At 38.5% G+C, this 14,230-nt stretch carries 11 protein-coding genes; 6 read left to right on the forward strand and 5 right to left on the reverse strand.

Annotation, left to right across the window (positions count from 1 at the left end; translation table 11 throughout):
* The first annotated feature begins 25 nt into the window (after nucleotides 1–25).
* Nucleotides 26–598, forward strand: a complete 573-nt coding sequence (locus GD597_RS04350; protein ID WP_171606600.1) for a DinB family protein — start codon at nucleotides 26–28, stop codon at nucleotides 596–598.
* Between the two features lie 13 nt (nucleotides 599–611).
* On the opposite strand, the gene GD597_RS04355 is transcribed toward GD597_RS04350, so the two are convergent.
* From GD597_RS04355 to GD597_RS04365, 3 genes are all read right to left on the reverse strand, one after another.
* Complete coding sequence (locus GD597_RS04355) at nucleotides 612–1,013, reverse strand: acyl-CoA thioesterase (protein WP_171606601.1); 402 nt, start codon at nucleotides 1,011–1,013, stop codon at nucleotides 612–614.
* Between the two features lie 132 nt (nucleotides 1,014–1,145).
* Nucleotides 1,146–1,970, reverse strand: coding sequence for an N-acetylmuramic acid 6-phosphate etherase (gene murQ, locus GD597_RS04360; RefSeq protein ID WP_171606602.1), 825 nt, complete (start codon nucleotides 1,968–1,970; stop codon nucleotides 1,146–1,148).
* 6 nt (nucleotides 1,971–1,976) lie between these two features.
* Complete coding sequence (locus GD597_RS04365; protein WP_171606603.1) at nucleotides 1,977–2,816, reverse strand: N-acetylglucosamine kinase; 840 nt, start codon at nucleotides 2,814–2,816, stop codon at nucleotides 1,977–1,979.
* A gap of 266 nt (nucleotides 2,817–3,082) precedes the next feature.
* Here GD597_RS04365 and GD597_RS04370 point away from each other — a divergent pair, with 266 nt between their 5' ends.
* The 3 genes from GD597_RS04370 to GD597_RS04380 all read left to right on the forward strand — a co-directional run bounded on the left by GD597_RS04370 (nucleotide 3,083) and on the right by GD597_RS04380 (nucleotide 6,474).
* Nucleotides 3,083–4,705 (forward strand): ABC-F family ATP-binding cassette domain-containing protein, encoded by a 1,623-nt coding sequence (locus GD597_RS04370; RefSeq protein WP_171606604.1) that lies wholly within the window; start codon nucleotides 3,083–3,085, stop codon nucleotides 4,703–4,705.
* Nucleotides 4,706–4,921: 216 nt separating this feature from the next.
* On the forward strand, nucleotides 4,922–5,572 hold the full coding sequence (gene pdeM / locus GD597_RS04375; RefSeq protein ID WP_171606605.1) for a ligase-associated DNA damage response endonuclease PdeM: 651 nt from the start codon (nucleotides 4,922–4,924) through the stop codon (nucleotides 5,570–5,572).
* Nucleotides 5,572–6,474, forward strand: a complete 903-nt coding sequence (locus tag GD597_RS04380; protein WP_171606606.1) for a histone deacetylase family protein — start codon at nucleotides 5,572–5,574, stop codon at nucleotides 6,472–6,474. Before pdeM ends, GD597_RS04380 begins: the two co-directional genes overlap by 1 nt.
* Before the next feature lie 7 nt (nucleotides 6,475–6,481).
* Here the strand turns inward: GD597_RS04380 and GD597_RS04385 are convergent, their stop codons facing one another.
* Nucleotides 6,482–6,928: a DinB family protein gene (locus GD597_RS04385; protein ID WP_171606607.1), complete on the reverse strand. Its 447-nt coding sequence runs from the start codon at nucleotides 6,926–6,928 to the stop codon at nucleotides 6,482–6,484.
* 387 nt (nucleotides 6,929–7,315) lie between these two features.
* Between GD597_RS04385 and GD597_RS04390 the strand changes: the two genes are divergently transcribed.
* Complete coding sequence (locus GD597_RS04390; RefSeq protein ID WP_171606608.1) at nucleotides 7,316–10,126, forward strand: M16 family metallopeptidase; 2,811 nt, start codon at nucleotides 7,316–7,318, stop codon at nucleotides 10,124–10,126.
* Nucleotides 10,127–10,384: 258 nt separating this feature from the next.
* Here GD597_RS04390 and GD597_RS04395 read toward each other — a convergent pair whose 3' ends face one another.
* Nucleotides 10,385–12,823, reverse strand: a complete 2,439-nt coding sequence (locus GD597_RS04395; RefSeq protein WP_171606609.1) for a M1 family metallopeptidase — start codon at nucleotides 12,821–12,823, stop codon at nucleotides 10,385–10,387.
* Nucleotides 12,824–13,066: 243 nt separating this feature from the next.
* On the opposite strand from GD597_RS04395, the gene GD597_RS04400 reads away from it, so the two are divergent.
* A complete protein-coding gene (locus GD597_RS04400; protein WP_171606610.1) occupies nucleotides 13,067–14,230 on the forward strand; it encodes a hypothetical protein in 1,164 nt (387 codons plus the stop codon).

Here is a 14,230-nt window from a genome sequence, read left to right on the forward strand (position 1 = left end):
AGTTTTGCATATCAAAAATTACTGTATGGCCAAATTGCAAACAAGCGTTTTAATAGAAAGTCTGCAACAGCAAACAATTCAAATACTAGAAATTGCTAAAGGTGAATGGCTATCATTAGCACCGGAAATTTTTAGCGCTACACCTGCACTTGGTAGCTGGAGTGCCAAACAATGTTTGGCGCATTTAAATGCCTATAGTGCATATTATTTACCCGCTTTACAAAATGCAATGAATAATGGCATATGGAGCGAAGTACAGCCATTGGCTGATTTTACACCAGGTTGGCTGGGTAATAAATTTACCCAAATGATGCAAACCAATGCTGCAGGTATGCCAACAAAAAAGATGAAGGCTTTTAAAGCCTATGTGGCGGATAATGCTATAGACGGTGCAGCTGTTATTGAAACTTTTATTAAATCTCAGGAGACAATGTTGGAATTGTTGCAGCAGGCTGCCAAACTAAACCTGCAAAAAATTAAAATACCCATTTCCATTGCCCGCTATATAAAATTGCAGTTGGGTGATGTATTGATGTTTTATGTAGCACACAATATGCGGCATGTATTGCAGGCACAAAGGGCTATTGCAGCAAAATAGGAGATAGCCACAACTATGCAAACATGTTTATCATGGCATCATCAATTCTGCGGGGGCGTTGTGTTTTTTTATCAAGTGGTATCCAAATGCTGCAGGCCGAAATAATTTTTTTACTGTCTTTTAACCGTACTATTTCATAATGTCTTTTCCAGGTTACATTGGTATAATCACCGGTCCATGTATGCATTTCCAGTTCGTCGTGCAAAAAGGCCTGATTGATATAATCTATTTCGTGGCGTTTGATCATCCATAGTACATTTTCCTGTAAATCTGGTGGGGCAAATGTATTCCAGTGTTGCCTTGCAATATGCTCCATCCATTGCACATAAATTACATTGTTTACATGGTTTACATCATCCAGGTGCGCTGGTTGTACCTGGATGTTGATGGTAAAGCGACTGTTTTTTAATTCCATAAGTTTTGCAGGATAATTATGTATAGTTTTTTTGCAAAGTTACGTAATGCTTTGCCCAATAATTTGTTGCAGTAAAAGAGTGCGACGCAAGTAAAGCTCCATGCTTATGCAATAGCCCGGTCAACAAAAAAATTACAGAGAGCTATGATAGGCATCAGCTGCTTTTTTTACACTGCCATGCTGTTGTAATAATTGTTTGGCGGCTTCGTAATTGGGCAGGTTTATTTTTTCCATCAACATCAATACCCCCCTATCGACCAGTTTGGCATTGGTGAGTTGCATGTTTACCATACGGTTGTCTTCTACCCGCCCAAGTTGAATCATGACGGTGGTGGAGATCATATTTAATACCAGTTTTTGCATGGTGCCGCTTTTCATTCGTGAGCTGCCGGTAACAAATTCGGGTCCAACCACAATTGCAATGCTATGGTTTGCCATGGCAGTGAGTGGACTGCCCTCGTTACTTACAATGCAGCCGGTGGTTATGCCGTTTAATTTGCATTGTTCCAGTGCACCCAATACATAGGGCGTGGTGCCACTGGCGGCAATGCCTATTACAATATCCTGCTTGTTTATGTGGTACGCTTGTAAATCTTTCCAGCCCTGTTGTATATCATCTTCTGCATTTTCTACGGCCTGGGTTATGGCTTTTTTGCCACCGGCAATTATGCCTATAACCAAGCCATAGGGAACCCCAAAGGTGGGTGGGCATTCGCTGGCATCTAGAATACCCAGCCGGCCGCTGGTGCCTGCACCTATGTAGAATAAACGACCGCCAGCCAACATCCTATCTGTAATAGTGTGGATGAGGGCTTCAATTTGGGGTAGTTTTTTTTCTATAGCAAGTGGAACCGTTTTATCTTCCTGATTAATATGAGCAATAATTTCTTTAACCGTCATTTTTTCGAGACGCCTGTATGGGGAAGGCTGCTCGGTTATTCGTTCAAATTCGCTCATAATTATTTATTGGTGATAGGCAATTAAACCATCCATGGGCTGTTTGTATATTTTACCCAATTCCAGCTCGTAGGTATTGCACAGGTCTTTGATGATATCTTTAAATCCAAATGCAACACTACCCACAAAGCTAATGGGGTATAACCAGCTTTCGCGGTACTTATGCAGGTGGGTAAAGAAAAAATCGTTGATGCCATCTTCTATAATATTCTCAATCATATAGTGGTCGCGGTTTTCTGCCAGGAATATGGCAAAAGAAGCCAGATAACGGTTAGGTTGAGGCATTTTATATACATGCTCCAGTATTTCGTTGGCATTGGTATTAAAATGTTTATCAAAACGCAGCATCAGGTCTTCATCAAATGTACCATAGAGATAATGTTGAATTACTTTTTTACCCAGGTAGGCGCCGCTGCCTTCATCGCCCAAAACATAACCTAAACCAGGACTGTTTTTTACAATTTTTTTGCCATTATAAAAACAGGAGTTGGATCCGGTGCCTAAAATACAGGCAATACCTTTTTCGTGGCCGCATACGGCCCGGGCAGCTGCCAGCAAATCTATCTGTGCTTCTATTTTAGCTGTTGGGAACAGTTTTTTGAGTATGCGTTTAATAAATTTGGCATTGGCCGGGTTGGCAAGGCCGGTACCGTAATAGTAAATTTCATCAATGGCTACTTGTTTAAGCTTGCCCAATAATTCTTTTTGTAATAAGCTAATTACTTGTTCTTCGGTTAAAAAGTAAGGGCTAATGCCTTGGGTGGTAATTTTCTTTTTTTTGCCGTTAACCAATAAGCACCATTCGCATTTGGTAGAACCGCTATCGGCAATGAGTGTTACAGACATGAGGTGTTTAATTTAAAATTGGGTTTTCAGATATCGGATTTTCATAGTTTGAAGATAATGTATACCCCTCAATTTGTATTAAAATTTTTACCGGCTTTCTTGTAGTATTTATTCTGCATTAGGTTTTGGGTTTTTAGGGAAGAAAGTATGCCCTTGAGCGTTAGATGCTACAAAAAGTGCATTGCTTTTTTAAATCTCACATAAGCATCAATTAGCACATATGCCCTTTAAACATTACTTTTGCGCCCTGAAAATAAGAGCAAGCAATGATTAGCGTAAAAAATGTAACCCTCGCCTACGGTAAGCGTGTACTGTTTGACGAGGTAAACCTGAATTTTGTAAAAGGTAACTGTTACGGTGTAATTGGCGCCAATGGTGCCGGTAAAAGTACCTTTCTTAAAATTTTAAGTGGCGAAATTGAGCCCAATAAAGGTGCAATTGAAATTTCTAAGGGCGAACGTTTGGCCGTTTTAAAACAAAACCACTTTGAGTTTGACGACTGTACTGTATTAAATACGGTATTGATGGGTCACAAACATATGTGGGATGTGATGCATGAACGTGAAGCCATTTATGCAAAAGCCGATTTTACCGAAGAAGATGGTATGCGTGCCGGTGAATTGGAAGGTGAATTTGGTGAAATGGGCGGTTACGAGGCAGAAAGTAATGCAGGAAGCCTGTTAAGCAGTTTGGGCATAGACGAGCAATACCATGCCAGTTTGCTAAAAGATATTCCCGGTAATATGAAGGTGCGGGTATTATTAGCCCAAGCCTTATTTGGTAACCCCGATATTTTATTATTGGATGAACCTACAAACGGATTGGATATTGAAACCATTGGCTGGCTCGAGAATTTTCTGGCCGACTATGAAAATATTGTGTTGGTTGTAAGTCACGACCGTCACTTTTTAGATTCTGTTTGTACGCACGTGGCCGACGTAGACAAACAAAAAATTAAGATTTATACAGGTAACTACACATTCTGGTACGAGAGCTCTCAGTTAATGGCCCGCCAGATAAGTGATAAGAACAAAAAAACAGAAGAAAAACGTCAGGCATTATTGGACTTTATTGCCCGTTTCTCTGCCAATGCTTCTAAAAGTAAACAGGCTACTTCCCGTAAAAAGGCTTTGGAAAAACTGAATGTAGAAGATATACAGCCAAGTAACCGTAAATATCCAGGTATTATATTTCAGCCACTACGTGATGTGGGTAATCAAATTCTGAATATCGAAAACCTGTCTAAAGCCGTTCATGGCCGTAAACTATTTGATAAAGTAAGCTTTAGCATTAATAAAGGCGAGAAAATTGCCTTTTTAAGTAAAGATCCCCTTGCTGTTACCAGTTTTTTTGAAATTATTAATGGTAATGCCACTGCTGATGCTGGTAAATTTGAATGGGGTACCACCATTACAAAAGCTTATTTGCCATTAGAAAATAACGAGTTTTTTACCGAAGGGGTGCCACTTATGGATTGGCTGCGCCAGTTTGTACCGGCACATGTAACCGATGCCGATGAGCCATTTTTACGTGGCTTTTTGGGCAAAATGTTATTTAGCGGAGATGATATTTTAAAGAAAACCAATGTGTTAAGTGGTGGTGAAAAGGTACGGTGTATGATAAGCCGAATGATGATGCAGAATCCTAATCTGGTAGTGTTAGACCAACCAACCAATCACCTGGATTTGGAAAGCATTCAGGCATTTAACGATGGCTGTCAAACCTTCCCCGGTATTGTATTGCTCACCTCGCATGACCATACTTTTATTCAAACCGTAGCAAATAGAATTATCGAACTTACTCCTAAAGGTACCATCGATAAACTGTGCACATTTGATGAATATATGGAAGATACCCGCATTCAACAATTAAGGGCCGAAATGTATTAATAACGGCAATTGAATAATACGACAACCTGTTACGAAAGTGACAGGTTTTTTTGTGTTATCAACTAAGGTATACCATGGCATCGCCGCTTGTTAAGTATTTGCTGCTATGTCATGCAAGTACCTCACTTGTACTCTTGTCATTTATGGAAGCAGTGCATAAAATTGTATGCATCAATATACCATTAACCAGTTCATCGCTATTATCTTTACACGCTTATGCAAGCTCCGGTTTCTATTAATATACAATCACAAACCTGCTGGCTTACTGCCCAGCGTACACTTTTTTGGGAGGAGGAGCAATCACTTATTTTATCTGATTTGCATTTTGGTAAAACAGGCCATTTTAGAAAATCTGGTATTGCAGTACCCACCTCAGTTTTTGTGGAAGATTTGCAAAGGCTTTTTGCGCAAATTCAATATTTTAAACCTACCCGATTAATTATAGTTGGCGATATGTTTCATAGTCACCAAAACCAGGAAATAGCACATTTTGTAAAATGGCGTAACGATATTGGGCATATACAAATACAACTGGTAAAAGGCAATCACGATATACTAAAAGATACCTTTTACCATAATAGCGGCATAGAAGTGCATGAGTCTATTCAGGGTATAAAAGGTTTTGGTTTTGTACATGATCCGGCACAAATTAGCAATGAGGATTCATATATGTTTACGGGGCATATACACCCGGGTGTACGCATAAAAACCGGTAGCAGGCAAACCCTTAGTTTTCCTTGTTTTTATTTTGGCGTGCAATATGCCATATTACCTGCTTTTAGCATGTTTACCGGTTATGTAAATATTAAACCAAAAGCCGCAGATACTGTTTATGCCATTGTAAACAATACACTGGTTAAAGTATAATGATAAAAATTGCTTTCGATACCATTTATGCGCATCCTTTGCCGGCGGGGCATAGGTTTCCCATGCTTAAATATGAACTGATACCTGCTCAGTTATTGCATGAAGGCACTATTGTACAGGAACAATTGTTTGTTCCGCAACCATGTAATGCCGCCAATGTTTTACTAACACACGATGCTGGCTATTTTGAAAAGCTATTACACCAAACCCTAACTGCCGCAGAGCAAAGAAAAATCGGTTTCCCCCAATCGCCAATGCTTACCCAAAGGGAGTTGGTTATTGCGCAGGGTACCATTGATTGTTGCTTATATGCTATGCAATATGGGGTGGCTTTAAATATTGCGGGTGGCACCCATCATGCATTTGCTGATAGGGGAGAAGGCTTTTGTCTGTTGAATGATATGGCCATTGCGGCCAATTACCTGTTAAGCCAGCAATTAGTAAAAAAAATATTGATTATCGATCTGGATGTACATCAGGGAAATGGTACGGCTAAACTGTTTGAGCATAACCCCCATGTTTTTACCTTTAGCATGCATGGCGCCCATAATTATCCGTTTCATAAAGAAAAAAGTGATCTGGATGTGCCGCTTACTGATGGTGCCGGCACAACAGAATACCTGGATTTATTATACAAAACCCTGCCCCATTTAATCACTACTGTTAAGCCGGATTTTGCATTTTACCTGTCTGGCGTAGACATACTTGATACAGATAAATTTGGTAAACTTAAAGTAAGTATGGAGGGGTGCCGGCAAAGAGATGTTTTTGTGTTTAACACCCTGCAGCAACATGGTATTCCTGTTGCCGTAGCCATGGGCGGCGGTTACTCTGCCGATATTAAATTAATTGTTGAAGCGCATTGCAATACCTACCGGACTGCTATGGATTTATATGCCTAAAACGTTATTACACATCCAGCATTCTGCGGTGATAGTTAATTTGCCCAAGATGATAATTTAAGTGGCCATACAGGTGTATTAAAAACTGTGTAGTGGTCAACTCTACATTAAAAACATTAATAGGATAAATTGTTTCCAGCGTTTGATCAGTTAGTTTTTGCAGGGTGGCTACTACTATTTCTTTGGTCATATTAATTTCGGCAATAAGTACTGGTACGGGAATATTGGTATTGGTAAATTCTTTTTCGCGTTCCCTTTCAAAATCAATTTTGCCAAGGGTTTTACCAATAAAATGTTTCAGGTTGCCAATAAGGTGCAAGCTTAGGTTGCCGCCACTGTTAAGAATGCCATCTTGTATTTGCCATATTATTTTTTCGTTGCTATAGGCGTTAATTTCTGTTGCCAGTTTGGTAAGGTCGCGTTCAAAAAGGCTGGCTAAACTTTCCTGTATCATAGTGTTGCTTTTATTATAAAATTAATAGTTATTGCCCGTTTTTGGCTGTTGAATTTGATGCCATACCCGTTGCCGTACAAGAGTGCGACGCAAGCGGTGCTAATAGATTCTTTCACTGTTCGGCTAATAATACAGTATTTAACAGTGGTGTGGATTATAATAGGTAATATAGGAATAACTGTTTTTAGCCAAGGCAAAACAATACAATTAAGCTTTACTTGCGTCGCACACTTGTGCTAAAGTAATTACCGGCAGCATTTTACAGCCATTAAACACTCCGGTATAAAAGATTTTGCCGAAAACTATACTTAAATGTTAACAGTTTACTTTTGCTTTGCGTACTAACTTAGCGTTGCCTTTTTATTTATAAACACCCAATTAATTTTTATGTTACGAAAATGCATCACCTATGTATTGCTGGTAGTTTTTAGTATATCTACAATAATAGCTTCGGCACAAACCGGACAGGAGAAATTACCGGTAGACCCAGCTGTAAAAATTGGTAAACTACCCAATGGTTTAACGTATTATATTAGAAAAAATGATAAGCCCGAAAGCAAGGCCGAAATGCGCCTGGTAGTTAATACGGGGTCTATTATGGAAGATAACGACCAGCAAGGTCTGGCTCACTTTATTGAGCATATGGCTTTTAATGGTTCCACCCATTTTAAGAAGAACGAATTGGTAAGTGCCCTGCAAAATATGGGTATTGAGTTTGGTGCCGATTTGAATGCCTACACCAGTTTTGATGAAACGGTGTATATACTGCCAGTACCCTTAACAGATACCAGTAATTTGCGCAAAGGCCTTACCGTTTTACAGGATTGGGCAGGCGGCCTTTCTTTAGATAAAGACCAGATTGACGGGGAACGTAATGTGGTACTGGAAGAAAGCCGTTTAGGTAAAGGTGCAGATGACCGTATGTTTCGTAAAATTTATCCCTTGCAATATGCAGGTTCAAAATATGCCAACCGTTTGCCTATTGGTAAAGACAGTATTATAAAGCATGCGAGCTATGATGCAGTAAGACGTTTTTATAAAGAGTGGTACCGCCCTAACCTGATGGCTGTAATTGTGGTTGGCGATATTGACCCTCTTAAAGTGGAACAATTAATAAAAGAATATTTTGGCGTACTTAAAAACCCTGCCAATGCAAGGCCAAGAACCGCAGCTATCGTGCCAGAACGTACAGCAGATAATGCAATAGTTGTTACCGATAAGGAAGCTACCAATTTTTATGTACAGGTAGAATTTTCGGCAAAGCCAGTTAAGCCAGATGTAACAGTTGCTGATTACAGGCAATACCTGGTGCGTAATTTATTTGCCAGTTTGTTAAACGAACGCCTGTCTGACTTAAGGCAAAGCGCCAATCCTCCATTCTTGTATGCCGCGGCAGATTTTAACAGCTATGCCAGGGGCTACCAAAGTTTTAGTGCGTTTGCGGTAGCAGGCAAAGATGGTCCGGATACGGCTTTGTTTGCCATGATGAAAGAAATTGAGCGGGTGAAAAAATTTGGTTTTACGGCCGATGAATTAGACCGTGCCAAAAAAGAAATGCTGGCCAATTTTGAACAATTGTATAATAACCGGGATAAAACCGAATCGCCAAGTTTTGTGGAAGAATATATTCGTAATTTTTTGGCCAAGGAATGTATTCCTGGTATTGAAAAAGAGTTTGAATACCGCAAACAAATGTTGCCTGGCATAACCATTGCCGAAGTAAATGCAGTAGCAAAACCTTTGCAACAAAAACAGCATTTTTTTGCCAGCCTGCAAGGCCCTGCTGAAAGCGGAATAGCCCTTCCGGACAAAAATGCATTATTGGCCAATACAGTGGCTGCCATGAAACAGGAAGTGAAAGCCAAAGAAGAAAAAGCAATTGCTTCAGCCTTAATAAATACAAAAATACAGCCGGGCAAAATTGTAAGCGAAACTAAGAATGAGCAACTAGGGGTAACCGAACTTGGCTTTGCCAATGGCGTAAAAGTAATATTAAAGCCAACCGATTTTAAAAACGATGAAATTATACTAACTTCTTTCCATAAAGGGGGTACTTCATTATATGGTGTGGCAGATAAATACAATGCAGCAAATGCCGCCGGTATTGTAGCACAAATGGGTATTGGCGATTTCTCACCTACAGATCTAAACAAGTATATGGCTGGCAAAAATGCCAGTGTTTTTCCACGTATTGGTGGACTTACTGCCGCATTAAATGGTTCCAGCTCAGTAAAAGATTTTGAAACCTTATTACAGTTATGCTATTTATATATTAATGCGCCCCGTAAGGATGAGGCATTGTTTAATGCCTGGAAAGAAAAACAAAAATCTGCAACAAGTTTTGCCATGGCAAATCCACAAACGGCGTTTGTTGATACATTGTATCAAACCTTATATCAGGGAAATCCATTGGCTCCATCGCCAATTGCAAAGCCTGAAAATTTTGATAAGATTGATCTTAACAGGGCTATGGAAATATACAAAGAGCAGTTTGGCAATGCCAATGAGTTTACTTTTATTTTTACTGGTAGCATTGATGTTGAAAAAGTAAAACCTTTATTGGAAATGTACCTGGGGGCCCTTACTTCTACAGGTAAAGCGGCTGCATATGTGGATAATGGTGTACGCCCTTTAAAAGGTAATTCGCAGTTTAATGTATATAAAGGCAAAGAACCCAAAAGCTTAATTCTTACTTTTTATACAGGCGAAGTAAATTATACAGAAGACTTAGAACTAAAGGCTGCTGCATTAAGCGAAGTTTTGAATATAAAAATAATTGAAGACCTGCGCGAAAAATTAGGTGCCATTTATGGTGGTGGCATATTTGCCAATGTGGGCAGGTTGCCATATGGCAATTATCAGGTGGTATTGCAATTACCTTGTGGCCCCGAAAATGTAGACACGCTTATTAAAAGTGCCGCTATTGAAATTGACAAAATAAAAGCGAATGGCCCAACCGAAGAAGATTTGGCTAAGATTAAAAAGACCTGGTTGGAACAATACAAGGTACAAATAAAGCAAAATGGATATTGGAGTGGTAAACTGCAAAGTATCTACTTTAATGGTAATACAGCGGATCGCATTTTTACATATGAGCAATTGGTAAATGCATTAACTGTTGCTGATATAAAAGCGGTTGCCAATCAATTGTTAGATAATAATAATGTATTGCAGGCAGTATTAAACCCCGAGCAATAAAATCAATTTGTAGCCCGGCATTGCAATATAGTTCAGCTTTACTTGCGTCGCACTCTTGTACGGTTAGATATGTTTGCAGCTTATAATTGAATTGGTTGCTTACGCTAAATTGATGATAGTAATTCTACAGCACAAGAGTGCGACGCAAGTAAAGTAGGATAGCAAACTAAAAGCATGGCTCATAAAAAAAACTAAAGCATATATAAACAAAAAGCGCTCAATTATTTGAGCGCTTTTTGTTTATTAACTTCGAAGTAATTATTTGTATACTTTTTTAATATAGTCTTCCAGCTCTTTATCTTTCTGACCAATATTATCAAAACCAGCTTTAAAAATATAGTCAGTATATTCCTGATCTGTTTGTGATAAAGTATTTCTGAAACTAACAATTTGATCGATGCCTTGTTTTATTTTTTCTATATCATCAAGTTTAGACAGGTAATAAAACAGTGGAAAAGTAGCATCAAATTTATCCTGACCCGGCGGAAAGGTTGCATACATTTTAATTACAAACTCGAAATCTTCTTCTGCGCCATTAATCATAATTACTGTGCTGGCAACACTGGCCAATTTGCCCTTGGCATCTTTTATATATTTTTTGGCCAACTTATAGGCATTTGCACTGTCTATATTATTTAAACCAGATAGAGCCTCTCCTGAAATGGTATAGGAAGAGTCGTTTACATATTGTTCAAAAATAGGTTTGTATTGCTCGGCGTAGGTATTGGCTAATGCTTCGATAGCCCTAGCTTTTGTTTTAGGGTCTTTTTCTGTTTTTACCATCCCTTCAATTTTTGCCAGGGTGTTTTCATCACTTAACAAGGCTGAGTCTGAAGAAATGGTACTAAGTGTAAATGAACGTATGCCTGCATAAGCATCATCTAAACCTTTTAATAATTCAGGCATATTTTTTTTGGCAAAATAGTTTAGGGCTTCAATCCTGTCAACATATAATGGTGCATATTTTATTTGTGCTACATAGTTTGCTGCTGTTTTATTATCTGTTTTTTCCCACAGCATAATTTTATCTCCGTCAACATTTACTAAATCAGGACGTTGGTTATAGGTGAAACGGAAAGTATCTGTTTTGTTACTAATAAAGAAACTAAAGCGTTGTTTGGTTGCACCTGTATAAACATCAATGGCTACAGGTAATTTGAAAATTTTATCTGACTGTGTTTGTTGAATAATCGCCATCCCCTTACCGGCAGCGTCATCATATTTGTAGTCGATTTTTACAATTGGATGCCCGCTGCCATAATACCATTGGTTCCAGAACCAGTTGAGGTCTTTTCCTGTAACTGATTCAAATGCCAATCTTAATTGTTGGGCCTCGCCGGTTTTAAATTTATTGGTTGTTAAATAATTATTGAGTGATTTAAAGAAAGCATCCTCGCCCACATAATTGCGCAACATATTAAGTATTCGGCCACCTTTATTATAGCTTACTGCATCAAACATATCTTCCTGGTCTTTATAATAAAAACGTACCAGGTCTTTTTTCTCACCGCTACTGCTAAGGTAATCCTGCATTTCGTTGTAGTTGTGTTCATCACCGGCATCTTTGCCATGTTTGTATTCATCCCAAAGTGTTTCGCTAAAATCGGCAAAACTTTCGTTTACGGTAAGGTTGCTCCAGCTTTCTGCAGTTACGAGGTCTCCAAACCATTGGTGAAACAATTCGTGGGCTATAGTTTCCTCCCATTCATTTCCATCTACCAATTGCCTTGCATTTTGGTTAGCAGTTTCCTGGTGTAGCGTAGCAGTAGTATTTTCCATGGCGCCACTCACATAATCGCGGCCAACAATTTGTGCATATTTCTGCCATTGATACTCCACGCCTAATTTCTCAGAAAAGAATTTCATCATTTCGGGGGTATAGCCAAATATTTTTCTGGCAACTGGGGCATACTCTTTTTCTACATAATAGCTAACTTCTTTTCCTTTATAACTGTCTTTGATTATAGTATACTCGCCAACACCCATAAAAAATAAATAAGGCGCATGGGGTAAATCCATTTTCCAGCTATCTGTTCTTGTACCATCTGCATTTTTTTTCTGCCCAATTAATAAGCCATTAGAAAGGGTAACATATTTATCAGGTACAGTCATATTTATTTCATCTGTACTTTTTTGGTTTGGTCTGTCGATGGTAGGCACCCAAACGCTGGTGCCTTCCGTTTCACCTTGTGTCCATATTTGGGTGGGTTTGCTTTTATCTTCACCGGTTGGATTGATAAAGTATAAACCTTTGGCATCAGTAATGGCTACACTGCCTGCTCCGGTATATTCGTTTGGTTTGGCGATATAATTGATATAAATGGTATATTTTTCATCTGCGCCATAGGTTTTATTCAGTTTTATAAATAGGTTCATGCCATTGTAATCGTAGGTAAGCGGCGTAGTTTTATTGTTTGCTACCAGTGCCACTTCCTTTATTTCCATTGCTTTGGCATCCAGGTTTAGAGAATCAGTTGGATAAAAATGCGGTTTTAATGTAATCCACACTTTGCCATACATCCATGATTTTGAATAGTCAAAAGATACATCCAGTTTGGTATGTACCAGATCGTTTATTTTAGTTGCTTCAGACCTGTATAATTTACGCCAGGGGGCATCCTTGTTGGCTTTTACAGTAATTTGGGCATTGGAAACAGATGCAATTAACAATAACAAAACAACCATATATCGCTTCATACTCATTTTTTAAGTATGCAAAAATACCGCTCCTTAGTTTTGTAACTATTAAATAAATGGTAAATGGTTAAAATAGCTGCATTATTGTTTGCGGCACGGTTTCTGCCTAATTCGTTTTTTAATGTAGTTTTGTTTCAAATATAAATGGGCAGCATGTTTGCATATTTCAGAAAAATAGTAACGACAATATTTTTAATTTTCATACTGGTATCAGGTAATTTGTATGCGCAGCAAAACCATTTTGTGTACATACAATCTGATGCTAAGCAGGCTTTTACGGTTAAAATAAATGAGCAGGTATTTACAGCTTCTTCAATTGGTTATGTAATTATTCCTAAACTAATTGATGGTGAATATAAAGCCACGATAAGTTTTCCCAATAATCAATTCCCCGATCAGCAATTTGTTTTCACAGTTAGCAATAACGACATTGGGTATTCGCTAAAAAATTATGGTCAAAAAGGCTGGGGTCTTTTTAACCTCCAAACGCTTGATGTAACATTAGCTATCCAAAATATAAATACTACCACACCTGCACAAGAGGCCACAGCTAAAAACAATGGGTTTGGCGATATGCTTGCAGATGTAGTTAGTGATCCTAATATTCAGGCACCTGTTATTGTACCCACAATAGCTGAAAAAGAAAACAAACCAGCTGCCGGGGTAGAAAAAATAGATACTGTTACTACCCCCCTCGCCATTACTGATTCTGTAAAAAATACAAATCCTATGGTAAAGTATAGCGAACGCTATGCGGATAGTGGTGTTGCCATTGTTTTTTTGGATACTGTTAATCGTAAATCTGATACCATCAGTATTTTTCTGCCAGATGTAAATCCAATCATTCCAAACAGTGTAAACCAGCCAGCCGATAGCAGCAAAACTATTATTCAGGAACCCACAACCATATTAGCAGATACATTTGACGTTAAAGAGACTGTTGAGTCAGATACAACTGGTATAAAAAATCCTTTTTACAATAAAACATCATCCGCAGATACAATCGCAGCAACAGTTTCAACAAAAGTGCTAAAAGATACGGTGGTTCAAAATGTAGAAAAAAAAGTAGCTATTGTTCCTGAGGTAAATGCTGTAAACGTTACAGATAATGCGGTGAACTGTACCAATATATTTACTGATGCAGATGCAGATAAACTGCGTAAAAAAATGTTTGCTGTAACTGGTGATAATAAAATGATTGAACTGGCACGAAAGTATTTTGCAGGTAAATGTGTAACCGTGGCCCAACTAAAAACTTTAAGTGGTTCTTTTCTTTCGGATGAAGCTAGGTATAATTTCTTTAGTGCGGCTTATGCTTTTGCTGATGATAAATTGGCATTTGCCACACTGGAAAATCAACTTATCGATCCTTTATATAAAAACCGTTTTAAAGCCCTGCTTAAATAA

The sequence above is a fragment of the Limnovirga soli genome, from assembly GCF_013106755.1.
In the GTDB taxonomy this organism is placed as follows: domain Bacteria; phylum Bacteroidota; class Bacteroidia; order Chitinophagales; family Chitinophagaceae; genus Limnovirga; species Limnovirga soli.

Bases quoted from the DNA above. Each gene is read 5' to 3' on its own strand.
- GD597_RS04355 (WP_171606601.1), bottom strand. From the start codon at position 1,013: ATGGAATTAAAAAACAGTCGCTTTACCATCAACATCCAGGTACAACCA.
- GD597_RS04390 (WP_171606608.1), top strand. From the start codon at position 7,316: ATGTTACGAAAATGCATCACCTATGTATTGCTGGTAGTTTTTAGTATA.
- GD597_RS04380 (WP_171606606.1), top strand. From the start codon at position 5,572: ATGATAAAAATTGCTTTCGATACCATTTATGCGCATCCTTTGCCGGCG.
- pdeM (WP_171606605.1), top strand. From the start codon at position 4,922: ATGCAAGCTCCGGTTTCTATTAATATACAATCACAAACCTGCTGGCTT.
- GD597_RS04395 (WP_171606609.1), bottom strand. From the start codon at position 12,823: ATGAAGCGATATATGGTTGTTTTGTTATTGTTAATTGCATCTGTTTCC.
- GD597_RS04385 (WP_171606607.1), bottom strand. From the start codon at position 6,928: ATGATACAGGAAAGTTTAGCCAGCCTTTTTGAACGCGACCTTACCAAA.
- GD597_RS04350 (WP_171606600.1), top strand. From the start codon at position 26: ATGGCCAAATTGCAAACAAGCGTTTTAATAGAAAGTCTGCAACAGCAA.
- murQ (WP_171606602.1), bottom strand. From the start codon at position 1,970: ATGAGCGAATTTGAACGAATAACCGAGCAGCCTTCCCCATACAGGCGT.
- GD597_RS04365 (WP_171606603.1), bottom strand. From the start codon at position 2,816: ATGTCTGTAACACTCATTGCCGATAGCGGTTCTACCAAATGCGAATGG.
- GD597_RS04370 (WP_171606604.1), top strand. From the start codon at position 3,083: ATGATTAGCGTAAAAAATGTAACCCTCGCCTACGGTAAGCGTGTACTG.